Here is a 12816-nt window from a genome sequence, read left to right on the forward strand (position 1 = left end):
GAAAGGACAGCCAACCCGCGGGAAAAGATCTATAGGAGTTGGCGTCTCTCCTCGATTCTGTTCCGGCGGCATCCCATGATCGAATTTCTCTGGCGCGGCATGCTGATCGGCATCGGTGCGACCGTCCTCATGGATCTATGGGCCATCGTGCTTCACCGCGTCTTCAGCCAGCCGAAAGCCAACTGGGCGCCGGGCGGCCGCTGGTTCTGGCACCTCTCCCGCGGCAAGGTCTTTCATGAAAGCATTGCCGCAGCAGAATCCTATCACCGCGAGCTGGCCCTCGGCTGGGCGGGTCACTACCCCTCCAGATCCCGCTTCATCTTGTCGAGCATGTCGACCGCGCGCGCCGCATAAGCGCCGATCCAGCGATCGTGGATCGCCTTGATCGGCAGCGGGTTCAGATGGTTCCAACGCTCCCGTCCCTCGCGCTTCACCAGCACCAGGTCGGCGCCCTCCAGAACCTTCAGATGCTGCATCACCGTGCAGCGGTCGAGTTTCGGGAAGCGGGCACAGAGATCGCCCGTCGTTTTCGGGTGATCTTTCAGAACATCCAGAATCTCGCGGCGAACGGGCGCCGCCAATGCCTTGAAAATCTTGTCGCTTTGTTTATCGCTTGACATGTTATGTTTTTATAACATGATAGAAGCGGAAAACAAGGGAGAAGAAGACCATGGAACTGAAATTCAAAGTGTCGGGCCGGATTTCGAAACCGGTCGAGGACGTGTTCGAGGCAGTGGTCGATCCGAAAGAGCTTTCGGGCTATTTCACGACCGGCGGCGCTGAAGGCCGGCTCGAAACGGGTGCCACGGTCACCTGGGATTTTCACGATTTTCCCGGTGCCTTTCCGGTCGATGTCGTCGAGGTGGAGAAGAACCGGAAAATCGTCCTGCGATGGGATGCGACGGAGGGCAACCCGGCCGAACAGGGGCCTGAAAACGTCCTGCCTGCCAATTACAAGACGACGGTGACGATGACCTTCGAGCCGCTGGATGGCAGCCGTACGCTCGTGACGATCGCCGAGGAGGGCTGGCGGGAAACGCCCGGCGGGCTTGCGGCCTCCTACGGCAATTGCCAGGGCTGGTCGCAGATGCTCTGCGCCATGAAGGCCTATGTGGAATACGGCATCAACCTGCGCGAGGGGATGTACAAGTAATCCTCTTTCAGCGAGTGCTGGCTCGTTCGCGGGCATGCCAGGTCTCCACGCGGCGGAACAGCCCGTGGTGTGTCAAAGATCGGAGAGCCCCACGCACATGCGAAACCTCCCAATGTATAATGTAGTTGGCTGCGCATGTGCGTGGCCTTCGGCGTTCTCTCGGGGCTTCCGGCCCCTACAGGTGATCACCTTGCCTCGCTGCGTGGCTTCATTCGCGACTTCCTTTCGAGAAGTCTTGCCACTTGCACGGCTCAACCGAACCTGACCCGGCGGCCAGGGGGAGGCTTGATAGGAGGCGATCGGGTTTGTCGCCCGCTCTCCTCCATGGCTTTCACCTCTTCCACCGTCCCCGCACGTTACGGTTCCGATGGAAGCGCCGGCCCCCGCCTGCCCGCGAACGTCTCGCGAAACACTCCGGCGACGGAAGCGAGGGGATTTTAGGCATAGGTTTCGAGGGCGGGGATGAAGATGGCGCAAATTTACCCCCTCACCTGAAAATCTAGCACTTAGCTTTCAGCTAAGATGTTGATTTTTCTTCCTCTTCTGCCAAGGGAGAGGTAGAGGTGCCACAATCACCCGCCGCAAAAATGCCCCCCTAAGGTGGACGCAAGCAGAGCCGCAAATGCCCTATCTCCCCCTTGGCGGGGGAGAATGGAATTTCAATATCTTAGCTGAAAGCTAAGTATTAGAAATTCCAAGAGAGGGGGTTCAAAGGAAGCTTCGCAACGGTCCCTGGAGGAGTTTTCACACATCGCCCGAAAACGTATCGCAGACCTTCATGTCGCCGCTGTCGAAGCCGCGCTGAAACCAGCGCATACGCTGCGCCGAGGTACCGTGATTGAAGCTTTCCGGCACGACATAGCCCTGACTGCGTTTCTGCAGCGTATCATCGCCGATCTGCTGCGCGGCGTTCAATGCCTCTTCCAGGTCGCCGCGTTCAAGCATGCCTTTCTGCTCGGTAAACTTGCCCCACACACCGGCAAAGCAATCCGCCTGTAATTCGACGCGCACCGACATCTGGTTGGCGTCCACTTCGCTCATGCGCTGGCGGGCTTGGTTGAAGCGCGGCAGGATACCAAGCAGGTTCTGCACATGATGGCCGATCTCATGCGCAATGACATAGGCTTCGGCAAAATCGCCCGCCGCATCGAAACGCTGTTCGAGCTCCTGGAAGAAATCGGTATCGAGATAGACCTTGCGGTCGCCGGGACAATAGAATGGGCCGGTCGCAGAGGATGCAAAACCGCAGGCAGAACTGACCTGACCGGAAAACAGAACCAGCGTCGGTTTTTGATAGCTGCCGCCGTTGGCCTGGAAAATGCCGCTCCAGGTATCTTCCGTCTCGGCAAGGATGGTACGAACGAAAGCAGTGGTATCGTCGTCGGCGGGCGTCCGGCTGCCGGCCTGCTGCTCGTAGCCGGAACCGCCGAGGTTGATATCGCCGCCCGAAAGCAGAGTCAGCGGATTGATGCCGGCAATCCAGCAGACGATCAGGATAAGGACGATACCGCCGATGCCGATGCCCCCGCCGCGGCGTCCGCCGCCGCCCACGGGGATGCGGAAACCACCCCGGCCCATGGAACCACCCATGGAAGCTCCACGCCGGTCCTCGACGTTATCCGATTGACGGCGGCCTCTCCATTCCATTCCCCGGTTCTCCTTTGGCGAATATGCTCATCGGGCGATATAGCGCATATCGCTGCAAAATCGAGATTGGTCGTCCGTCTTTGTGTTGCCCGCCCTCAAGCGACCCGGAGGGCCTTCTTGCCCGGCAGGAAGACGGTGAGCAGTCCGAGCGCCGGAAGGAAGGCGCAGACCGTGTAGACGAATGTGATGCCGTAATGGTCGGCGAAAATGCCGAGTACCGCAGCGGCAATGCCGCCGATCCCGAAGGCGATCCCGAAGAAGATACCGGCGATCATACCGACCCGGCCCGGCACCAGTTCCTGCGCCATGACGACGATCGCCGGGAAGGACGATGCCATGATGAAGCCGATGATGGCCGAGAGCGCGATCGTCACCGGCAGGTTGGCGAAAGGCATGGCGAGCGTGAAGGGCAGCACGCCGAGAATGGAGAACCAGATCACCACCTTCGAACCGAACCGGTCGCCGATCGGTCCGCCGATGACGGTGCCGAGCGCCACGGCGCCCAGGAAGATGAACAGCATGATCTGCGACTGCTGAACCGTCACGCCGAAACGCTCGATGACGAAGAACGTGTAGTAGCTGCCGATCGACGCCATGTAGGCATTCTTGGAGAACGTCAGAAGCGCCAGCACCACGAGCGCAATGGTAACCGTCCGCCTTGACAGGGTGTGGGCGTTCAGCACCCGCTTGCGCCCTTTGTTGGCGATCATATGCGCCTTGTACCAGCGCGCCACCCCGGTGAGGATGATGATGCCGAGCATGGCGCCGATCGAGAACCAGGCGACACTCCCCTGCCCGTTCGGCACAATGATGAAGGCTGCGAGCAGCGGGCCGATCGACTGGCCGAAATTGCCGCCGACCTGGAAGACCGACTGCGCGAAACCATAACGGCCTCCGGAGGCAAGCCGCGCGACCCGCGATGATTCCGGATGGAAGACGGCGGAGCCGATGCCGATCAGCGAGGCGGCGATCACCAGTACGGCATAGGAATGCGCGCTCGCCAGCATGAAAAGGCCGATGAAGGTCGAGCCCATGCCAACCGGCAGCGAATACGGAAAAGGCTTCTTGTCGGTAATGATGCCGATCACCGGCTGGAGGAGCGAGGCCGTGCACTGGAAGGCCAGCGTCAGGATGCCGATCTGCCAGAAATCCAGCGCGTAATCCGTCTTCAGCATCGGGTAGATCGATGAGATCATCGACTGCATGATGTCGTTGATCATATGGCAGAAGCTGACTGCCAGGATGATCGGCAGCACCGTCACGTCAGCCGCGGCGGCTGCCATCGTGGGGCCAGAGACGGGTTTTGAGGTTGCATCGGCCATCGTCGTTTCCTCCGCGCAAGCGGTCGTCGTCTTGGATGGCCGTTGCTACAGTTTTCTTTCCTGCAGCACTAATCCGGCAAGCCCAGCCTGTCCATGTCAGCAAGGCTGCTATCGGTACGGTTCGGAAATTTTTTTGACGGAAATCAAGTCGCGCGCGCTGCAAGCTTGCGCTGCAAAAACAGCAGCCCCGCGATCGAGGCAATGGCAAGCATCTGGCCCCAGTCGGGCCCGCCGGAAAAGACGACGGCGTTCATGATGCGCCCGGGAATGAGCGTGAACAGGCCGGCGCCCACGATGCCGCCGATATACATGCCGATTACCGACGCCTTATGCACCCGGATATTGTGGGCCCGCGCGGCGCTGATCGCCCGCCAGACACCGACAAGCACGAAGATCGAGAGCAGATGGATCGGGCTGAAGCCATAGAACAAATTGATCTCGTGGATGAAGAAACTGGAGAAAGAGGTGATGACCATCAGCGCCATCCAGATCTTGCCGAGCAGCCGGTGTGCGGGCGTGCCCTTGCGGTTCACGAGGATATAGGCGCCGAGCACGGCGGCCGGCAGGACGGCTGCCACATGGATCTGCACGGCAAGCGGGGAATCGAGAAGCGGCTGGAGATTCATGGAGAACGCCTCATGGAATTCGTCGAACGATTGAACTTGGCGCCTGTTTCCGCCACAACTGACCCACCCTCAACCGGAATGGCGCAGACGGCGGATAAACTTCGTGATTCACCCGTTTTTCAGCTCCACGCTTCGCGAATTGCAGCTGTTCATCCGCTCCTGGCGCTTCTGGACGACCTTCGCGCTTATCGTTCTCATCTTTGCGGTCAGCGGTCCCTACGGCACGTCGGAACGAATGATGTTCGGCGTCCGGCTCGGTTACTGGCTGATCGTGCATGCGGTCACCTGGACGATCGCCATCGGGCTTTCCGTCACCGCCGAAGTGCTGTTGCGCAATCGCCTTCGCCATACGCTGGCGCGGATGATGATCGGTTCACTGTTCGCTGCCGTGCCGATCGGCTTTGCGCTCGGCGTGATCGACTTTGCCTTTTCCGGCGCGTGGAACGAGATGAACAACGGCCTGCAGCGGGCGCTGGTGGCCCTGCCGCTTTGCGCCCTCTTCTGCCTGCTCACTTATACCGCCATGCACCGGCAGATCGCCGAGGTTTCGACGCCGCCGCCGGTAACGCCCGCACCGGCGGCGTCGATACCGTTGGCGGACCCGGAAATCCTCAGCCGCCTCAAACCACAAAATCGCGGCCCGCTCGTTCGGCTCTCGGTTCAGGACCATTATACGGAAGTGGTGACGACGCGCGGCCAGGAGTTGATTCTGCTGCGCTTCGCGGATGCCTTGAGAGAGCTCGGCACTACGCCCGGACTCCAGGTTCACCGGTCGCATTGGGTGGCGGATCAGCATGTCGAGAAACTGAGGCGCGATGGCGGCAAACTCTTCGTTGTCATGAAGGACGGCGTGGAAGTCCCCATCAGCCGGCCCAATATGGATACGGCGAAGGCGCGCTTCGGAGACCTTTAAGGATTCTGTCGATTTGGCGATTTATGGGGTTCCGTTCGGAAAAACATTTGCCTATAAGCCGCTTCTAGCCTGAAAAGACCTTAAGTTGCGCACCCGGCCGGCAAATCTTCGCCCTGGCCGGTTTTTCGCGCAGGAAAAAAGCGGAAAGACTTCTATGCCCAAGCGCCAAGATATCAAATCGATCCTCATCATCGGCGCGGGCCCGATCGTCATCGGCCAGGCATGCGAGTTCGACTATTCCGGCACCCAGGCCTGCAAGGCGCTGCGGGAGGAAGGCTACCGGGTCATCCTGGTCAATTCCAACCCGGCGACGATCATGACCGATCCCGGCCTTGCCGACGCGACCTATGTCGAGCCGATCACGCCGGAGGTCGTCGCCAAGATCATCGCCAAGGAACGCCCGGACGCGCTGCTGCCGACCATGGGCGGCCAGACGGCGCTGAATACTGCCCTCTCCCTGAAGCGCATGGGCGTGCTCGACCGCTACAATGTCGAGATGATCGGCGCCAAGCCCGCCGCGATCGACATGGCCGAGGACCGCGCCCTCTTCCGTGAAGCCATGGCCCGCATCGGCCTCGAAACGCCGAAATCGATGCTGGCCAACGCCACCGACATCAAGGATGCCGACCGCAAGACCCATGAGGCCGAGCGCGCCAAGCTGCGCGACAGCCTTTCCGGCGCCGAGCTCGACAAGGCGCTCGACGCGCTGGAAAACCAGTGGAACCTCGGCGAGAGCGACCGCAAGCAGCGCTATATGAACCATGCCATGGCGATCGCCGCCCAGGCGCTCGATCATGTCGGCCTTCCGGCGATCATCCGGCCCTCCTTCACGCTCGGCGGCACCGGCGGCGGCATCGCCTACAACCGCTCGGAATTCTTCGAGATCGTCTCGGGCGGCCTCGACGCCTCGCCGACCACCGAAGTGCTGATCGAGGAATCCGTGCTCGGCTGGAAAGAGTATGAGATGGAAGTGATCCGCGACAAGGCGGACAACTGCATCATCATCTGCTCGATCGAGAACATCGATCCGATGGGCGTCCACACGGGCGATTCGATCACGGTTGCGCCGGCGCTGACGCTGACCGACAAGGAATACCAGATCATGCGCAATGCCTCGATCGCGGTGCTGCGCGAGATCGGCGTCGAGACCGGCGGCTCCAACGTCCAGTTCGCCGTCAACCCGAAGGACGGCCGCCTCGTCGTCATCGAGATGAACCCGCGCGTCTCGCGCTCCTCGGCGCTGGCCTCGAAGGCGACCGGCTTCCCGATCGCCAAGGTCGCGGCGAAGCTCGCCGTCGGCTATACGCTGGACGAGCTCGAAAACGACATCACCGGCGGCGCGACGCCCGCTTCCTTCGAACCGTCGATCGACTATGTCGTGACGAAGATCCCGCGCTTCGCCTTCGAGAAGTTCCCTGGCGCCGAGCCGATCCTGACCACCGCGATGAAGTCGGTCGGCGAGGTCATGGCGATCGGCCGTACCTTTGCGGAATCGCTGCAGAAGGCCTTGCGCGGCCTCGAAACCGGGCTGACCGGCCTCGATGAGATCGAAATCCCCGGCCTCGAAGAGGGCGAAGACCGCCACAATGCCATTCGTGCCGCGATCGGCACCCCGACGCCGGACCGTCTGCGCATGGTCGCCCAGGCGCTGCGCATGGGCATGTCCGAGGCGGAAGTTCACGAGGCCTGCAAGATCGACCCGTGGTTCATCGCCCAGCTTAAGGCGATCATCGACATGGAGGCCCGCATCCGCGAGCACGGCCTGCCGACCGACGCAGAAAACCTGCGCATGCTGAAGGCCATGGGCTTCTCCGACGCCCGCCTCGCGAGCCTCTCGGGCAAGCGCCCGAAGGAAGTCGCCGAACTGCGCAACAGCCTCGGCGTCCGCCCGGTCTTCAAGCGCATCGACACCTGCGCCGCCGAGTTCGCCTCGCCGACCGCCTACATGTACTCGACCTACGAGACGCCTTTCGTCGGCGCACTCCGTTCGGAAGCAGAAGTCTCCGCTCGGAAGAAGGTCGTGATCCTCGGCGGCGGCCCGAACCGTATCGGTCAGGGCATCGAGTTCGATTATTGCTGCTGCCACGCCGCCTTCGCGCTGAAGGATGCGGGCTATGAAGCGATCATGATCAACTGCAACCCGGAAACCGTCTCGACCGACTACGACACCTCCGACCGCCTCTATTTCGAACCGCTGACCGCAGAGGACGTGATCGAGATCCTGCGCGCCGAGCAGGAAAAGGGCGAAGTCGTCGGCGTCATCGTCCAGTTCGGCGGCCAGACGCCGCTGAAGCTCGCCGAAGCGCTCGAAAAGAACGGCATCCCGATCCTCGGCACAGCGCCCGACATGATCGACCTTGCCGAAGATCGCGACCGCTTCCAGAAGCTGCTGATGAAGCTCGACCTCAACCAGCCGAGGAACGGCATCGCCTATTCGGTCGAACAGGCACGCCTCGTCGCCGCCGAGATCGGCTTCCCGCTGGTGGTGCGTCCTTCCTACGTGCTCGGCGGCCGCGCCATGCAGATCATCCATTCGGAATCGATGCTGCAGACCTACCTGCTCGACACCGTTCCGGGCCTCGTGCCGGAAGACATCAAGCAGCGCTACCCGAACGACAAGACCGGCCAGATCAATACTCTGCTCGGCAAGAACCCGCTGCTCTTCGACAGCTACCTGACCAATGCGATCGAAGTGGACGTCGACTGCCTTTCCGACGGCACGGACGTCTATGTCGCCGGCATCATGGAGCATATCGAGGAGGCCGGCATCCATTCGGGCGATAGCGCCTGCTCGCTGCCGCCCCGTTCGCTCTCGAAGGAGACGCTCGACGAGCTGGAACGCCAGGCCAAGGCGATGGCGAAGGCGCTCAATGTCGGCGGCCTGATGAACGTCCAGTTCGCCATCAAGGACGGCACGATCTACGTGCTCGAAGTCAACCCGCGCGCCTCGCGCACCGTGCCCTTCGTCGCCAAGACCATCGGCGCACCGATCGCCAAGATCGCCGCCCGCGTCATGGCCGGCGAGAAGCTCGACGCGACCTTCGCCGCCTATGGCAAAAAGCCCGATCCGCGGGCGCTGAAGCATATCGCGGTCAAGGAAGCCGTCTTCCCGTTCGCCCGCTTCCCCGGCGTCGATACGCTTCTGGGTCCTGAGATGCGGTCGACCGGCGAAGTCATCGGCCTCGACACGGATTTCGCGCTCGCCTTCGCCAAGAGCCAGCTCGGCGCCAATGTCGAACTGCCGCGCGACGGCACCGTCTTCGTCTCCGTCCGCGACGAAGACAAGGCGCGCGTACTCCCGGCGATCCGCATCCTGACGGAGATCGGCTTCAAGGTGCTCGCAACCGGCGGTACCGCCCGCTTCCTTGGCGAACACGGCATCACGGCCACCAAGATCAACAAGGTGCTCGAAGGCCGTCCGCATATCGAGGATGCGATCCGCAACCGCCAGGTCCAGCTCGTCATCAACACGACCGACGGCAACAAGGCGATCTCGGATTCGAAATCGTTGCGCCGCGCGACGCTGATGCAGAAGGTGCCCTACTACACCACCATGGCCGGTGCCGAAGCGGCAGCACTCGCCATCAAGGCGCTGAAGGCCGGCAATCTCGAAGTCCGGCCGTTGCAGAGCTATTTTTAGGAAAACCGATGGCTGACCTGATCATCGACGGCGGGCGCCCAGTCTCCGGAACAGTTCGGCCCTCCGGCAACAAGAATGCCGTCCTGCCGATGCTGTGCGCTTCATTGCTGACCGATGAGGCGGTGACACTGGAGAATGTGCCCGAGATCAGCGACATCGACAAATTGCTGCAGTATTTCGCGGCGATGGGCTCGACTATCGACCGCGATCTGGATGGTCAGCGTCTGACGATCAGGCATGATGCAGCAGCCTTCAAGAACGGCCAGGCGCAACTGCCGGTCGGCATTCGCGCCGCCGTGCTCCTCCTCGGTCCGGTCCTGCTGCGCAACGGTCGCCTGACATTCGACACCACCGCCAAGGGCTGCGCGCTGGGTGTGCGCGAGATCGACCCGCATCTCGACATCATCGAAAGGCTGGGCGGTCGCATCGTCGCCGATCATCCCTATGAGATCGAGCGTCAAGGCGCGATGGTCGGAGCGGACCTGTGGCCGGATTATGCTTCGGTAACGGCGACGGAAACCTTTGCGATGATCGCCGCGCTCGCAGAAGGCACGTCCACACTCACCAATGCAGCCTCCGAACCGCATGTGCAAGCGCTGTGCGAGATGCTGCTGGCCATGGGCGCCAAGATCGAAGGTATCGGCACATCGCGCCTTACGATTCACGGTGTCGATCGCCTCGGCGGCACGGTCGCACGCGTTCCCGACGATCACCATGAAGTCGCAACCTATCTGGCCATTGGTGCCGTCACCGGTGGACGCCTGACTGTCGAAACGGATATGGGCGGCCATATGCCGCTGATCCTGCGCCAGTTCGAAAAGCTTGGCCTCCGCTTCGAAATCGGCGATGGAGCGATCACCGCAAGTGGCTGGACGCGCTCGATCGCAGAACCCTACACGCTGGAAATGCTGCCCAAGATCGAGGCCGCGCCCTGGCCCTATTTCCCTGCCGATCTCCTGCCGCAGGCGATTGGCGTGTCGGTCGGCTGCACTGGCGATATCCTGTTCTGGAACAAGGTCTACGAAGGCGCGCTCGGTTGGAGTTCCGAGCTTTTGAAATTCGGTGCACGGGTGCATCTGTCCGATCCGCATCGTCTGATTGTCTGTGGCGGCAACCAATTGCGCCCGGCCACAGTCGAGGCGCCTTACATCATCCGCGTGGTGCTCGCGCTGTTCATCGCCGCCATCCAAATCGATGGCCGCTCCACCATCCGCAATGCCGACCCGATCCGCCGCGCCTATCCGCATTTTGTCGAGAAGCTTACCGCACTCGGCGCCGAGGTGCGCTGGCAGTAATCCCTTGCGCGGGCGGGGGCTGATATGCAGCGCCCTGACGCACCGTAGGAGTATTTCCAGGCAAGGGCTACCGCTTTGAGTTGCAAGATTCGGAGAGCATTCTAGCAATCTACCCAGAATTGAAGTTTGCTGCTCCGGATGCTACCTTGCGCTTGGCATTCGGGGGCGGCCATGTCCAAGAATATCGTCATTCTCTTCGATGGCACGTCGAACGAAATATCGGCGGACCGGACCAATATCCTGAGGCTGTTCGGCACGCTGAGGCGATCAGCCGAGCAGATCGTCTATTACGACCCCGGTGTCGGCACCTTCGGCGCGGCCAATGCCTGGTCCAGATTCTACCGGAAGTCCTTTGAAGTGTGGGGGCTTGCGACCGGCTGGGGCCTCGACCAGAACGTCAAGCAAGCCTACCGATTTCTGGTCGAGAACTACGACGAGGGTCCTGCCGATGCCAATGGCCGCCATCCCGACCGCGACCGCATCTATATCTTCGGCTTCAGCCGCGGCGCCTATTCGGCGCGCGTGCTGGCCGGCTTCATCCATGCTTTCGGCCTGACGACCAGATATCATCTCAATCTGCTCGATTACGCCTACAGGACCTACAAGGGCATTCCTGATCAGGAGGAGAGCGGTGGAAATGCCGCCAGCGAGGGAGAATCGTCATCAGCCTTCCTGAGCATGCGGCTCTACGAGCGGATGCTCCGCAACGATCGCCCGCCGATCAGGCTGCTCGGGCTCTTCGATACGGTGGCTTCGGTCATCGAGCCGGGCAAGTGGTATCCCCAGTTCAAGACGCATCCCTTTACCAGCAAGAACCCCAGCGTCGAATGGGTGCGGCATGCGGTGGCGATCGACGAGCGGCGCACCATGTTCCAGCCCGAACTCTGGACGCCCGGACAGGAGTATTGGGGAAGCCCCTTCAAGCCGAAGCCCCCTGCGCCACAGGATTTCAAGGAGGTCTGGTTCGCGGGTGTCCATGGCGACGTGGGCGGCGGATACGCGGAAGAGGAAAGCGGCCAGATCAAAATACCGCTCGACTGGATGATCCGCGAGACGGAGCCGGCAGGGCTCGTCTACGTCACGCGCACGATCAACAACATCGTGCTCGGCAGGAATGACAACAGATACGTTCCTCTCGATCCGCTGGCATCCCTCCATGATTCCATGACGATCGGCTGGAAAGTCCTCGAATATGCCCCGCGCCGCGTACCCGAGACCTCCTGGCGCAAACGCGGGCATCGGGGCAGGCTCTATATACCGCTCGGCGACTGGCGACTGGTGCCGGAGGGCGCGATGATCCACGAAACGGTCAGGGCGCGCATGAATGCGGGCGGCTACAATCCGCCCAACCTGCCGGACAATCCACAATTCGTTGCCTGAACTCATCATCCTGCAACCCCTGCGGAAACAGCCGCATCCGGCAACGCCGGCCCGGATATCCGGGCGATTTCCTCACTCGCTTTGTTCGTCGAATGTTCTTTCATCCGCTTGTCAAGTCATTGACAAAACGGCGGCTTTGGATTCTCATGTGAGCGTGGGGAACTCCTCCGACAGGGTGTCGAAATTCCTAGCGTTTGCTGTCGAAATTCTGTTATAGTGACCCAAATTCTGATGTTGCGATGGTTCCGAAGTTTTACTCCGGAACCTGTTTCTTTTTGTGTCCGCGGTATCCGCGCGGGCATGAGTCTGAAGGACAGTGAAATGGTTGAAAAGGTACCGATGACGCAGAACGGTTTTGCCAAGCTGCAGGAAGAACTGCGCTGGCGCCAGCAGGAGGAGCGTCCCCGTATCATCGAGGCAATTGCGGAAGCGCGCGCCCATGGCGACCTTTCGGAAAATGCCGAATACCATGCCGCCAAGGAGGCCCAGAGCCACAATGAAGGCCGCATCACCGAACTCGAAGACCTGACGGCCCGCGCCGAGGTGATCGATCTTTCCAAGATGTCCGGCTCGAAGATCAAGTTCGGCGCAACCGTGAAACTTGTCGACGAGGATACCGACGAGGAAAAGACCTATCAGATCGTCGGCGACCAGGAGGCCGATGTGAAGGCAGGCCGCATCTCCATCTCTTCGCCGATCGCCCGCGCCATGATCGGCAAGGAAGCCGGCGATTCCATCGAAGTGGTCGCCCCCGGCGGCTCCAAGGGCTACGAGATCCTCTCCGTTTCCTGGGGCTGATCGCCTTTGGAAAACAGGGGGGGAAAGAACGGCGATCCCGCC

The 12816-nt window shown here is 61.3% G+C and carries 10 protein-coding genes and 1 pseudogene; 7 read left to right on the forward strand and 4 right to left on the reverse strand.

What is annotated here, in order from left to right:
• Positions 1 to 75 precede the first annotated feature (75 nt).
• A pseudogene (locus JL39_RS07555) lies at positions 76 to 300 on the forward strand (DUF2938 family protein); the annotation flags it as partial.
• Here the strand turns inward: JL39_RS07555 and JL39_RS07560 are convergent.
• Positions 297 to 620: a helix-turn-helix domain-containing protein gene (locus JL39_RS07560; protein ID WP_037147935.1), complete on the reverse strand. Its 324-nt coding sequence runs from the start codon at positions 618 to 620 to the stop codon at positions 297 to 299. The pseudogene JL39_RS07555 and the gene JL39_RS07560 sit on opposite strands and share 4 nt — an antisense overlap.
• A gap of 50 nt (positions 621 to 670) precedes the next feature.
• On the opposite strand from JL39_RS07560, the gene JL39_RS07565 reads away from it, so the two are divergent.
• Entirely contained in the window at positions 671 to 1153 is a 483-nt protein-coding gene (locus JL39_RS07565; RefSeq protein WP_037147937.1) for an SRPBCC family protein, read from the forward strand.
• A gap of 744 nt (positions 1154 to 1897) precedes the next feature.
• Here the strand turns inward: JL39_RS07565 and JL39_RS07570 are convergent.
• The 3 genes from JL39_RS07570 to JL39_RS07580 all read right to left on the reverse strand — a co-directional run bounded on the left by JL39_RS07570 (position 1898) and on the right by JL39_RS07580 (position 4748).
• The gene (locus JL39_RS07570; RefSeq protein ID WP_037147939.1) at positions 1898 to 2800 is read right to left on the reverse strand and encodes a neutral zinc metallopeptidase; all 903 of its coding nucleotides are present in this window, start codon (positions 2798 to 2800) and stop codon (positions 1898 to 1900) included.
• Between the two features lie 95 nt (positions 2801 to 2895).
• The gene (locus JL39_RS07575; protein ID WP_037147941.1) at positions 2896 to 4122 is read right to left on the reverse strand and encodes an MFS transporter; all 1227 of its coding nucleotides are present in this window, start codon (positions 4120 to 4122) and stop codon (positions 2896 to 2898) included.
• Positions 4123 to 4265: 143 nt separating this feature from the next.
• Positions 4266 to 4748: a DUF2306 domain-containing protein gene (locus tag JL39_RS07580; RefSeq protein WP_037147943.1), complete on the reverse strand. Its 483-nt coding sequence runs from the start codon at positions 4746 to 4748 to the stop codon at positions 4266 to 4268.
• Positions 4749 to 4851: 103 nt separating this feature from the next.
• Between JL39_RS07580 and JL39_RS07585 the strand changes: the two genes are divergently transcribed.
• The 5 genes from JL39_RS07585 (at position 4852) to greA (ending at position 12774) form a co-directional block, all read left to right on the forward strand.
• Positions 4852 to 5661, forward strand: coding sequence for a LytTR family DNA-binding domain-containing protein (locus tag JL39_RS07585; protein WP_037147945.1), 810 nt, complete (start codon positions 4852 to 4854; stop codon positions 5659 to 5661).
• Between the two features lie 154 nt (positions 5662 to 5815).
• Positions 5816 to 9301, forward strand: a complete 3486-nt coding sequence (gene carB, locus JL39_RS07590) for a carbamoyl-phosphate synthase large subunit (protein ID WP_037147947.1) — start codon at positions 5816 to 5818, stop codon at positions 9299 to 9301.
• 8 nt (positions 9302 to 9309) lie between these two features.
• Complete coding sequence (locus JL39_RS07595) at positions 9310 to 10596, forward strand: UDP-N-acetylglucosamine 1-carboxyvinyltransferase (protein ID WP_037147949.1); 1287 nt, start codon at positions 9310 to 9312, stop codon at positions 10594 to 10596.
• A gap of 171 nt (positions 10597 to 10767) precedes the next feature.
• The gene (locus JL39_RS07600) at positions 10768 to 11976 is read left to right on the forward strand and encodes a DUF2235 domain-containing protein (RefSeq protein WP_037147952.1); all 1209 of its coding nucleotides are present in this window, start codon (positions 10768 to 10770) and stop codon (positions 11974 to 11976) included.
• Positions 11977 to 12297: 321 nt separating this feature from the next.
• The gene (greA, locus tag JL39_RS07605) at positions 12298 to 12774 is read left to right on the forward strand and encodes a transcription elongation factor GreA (protein WP_037147954.1); all 477 of its coding nucleotides are present in this window, start codon (positions 12298 to 12300) and stop codon (positions 12772 to 12774) included.
• The last annotated feature ends 42 nt before the right edge of the window (positions 12775 to 12816 follow it).

It is taken from the genome of Rhizobium sp. YS-1r (genome assembly GCF_000757525.1).
Classification (GTDB): Bacteria; Pseudomonadota; Alphaproteobacteria; order Rhizobiales; family Rhizobiaceae; genus Neorhizobium; species Neorhizobium petrolearium.

Coding starts and splice junctions, on each gene's coding strand:
- JL39_RS07560 (WP_037147935.1), bottom strand. CDS start 620: ATGTCAAGCGATAAACAAAGCGACAAGATTTTCAAGGCATTGGCGGCG.
- JL39_RS07565 (WP_037147937.1), top strand. CDS start 671: ATGGAACTGAAATTCAAAGTGTCGGGCCGGATTTCGAAACCGGTCGAG.
- JL39_RS07570 (WP_037147939.1), bottom strand. CDS start 2,800: ATGGAATGGAGAGGCCGCCGTCAATCGGATAACGTCGAGGACCGGCGT.
- JL39_RS07575 (WP_037147941.1), bottom strand. CDS start 4,122: ATGGCCGATGCAACCTCAAAACCCGTCTCTGGCCCCACGATGGCAGCC.
- JL39_RS07580 (WP_037147943.1), bottom strand. CDS start 4,748: ATGAATCTCCAGCCGCTTCTCGATTCCCCGCTTGCCGTGCAGATCCAT.
- carB (WP_037147947.1), top strand. CDS start 5,816: ATGCCCAAGCGCCAAGATATCAAATCGATCCTCATCATCGGCGCGGGC.
- JL39_RS07595 (WP_037147949.1), top strand. CDS start 9,310: ATGGCTGACCTGATCATCGACGGCGGGCGCCCAGTCTCCGGAACAGTT.
- JL39_RS07600 (WP_037147952.1), top strand. CDS start 10,768: ATGTCCAAGAATATCGTCATTCTCTTCGATGGCACGTCGAACGAAATA.
- greA (WP_037147954.1), top strand. CDS start 12,298: ATGGTTGAAAAGGTACCGATGACGCAGAACGGTTTTGCCAAGCTGCAG.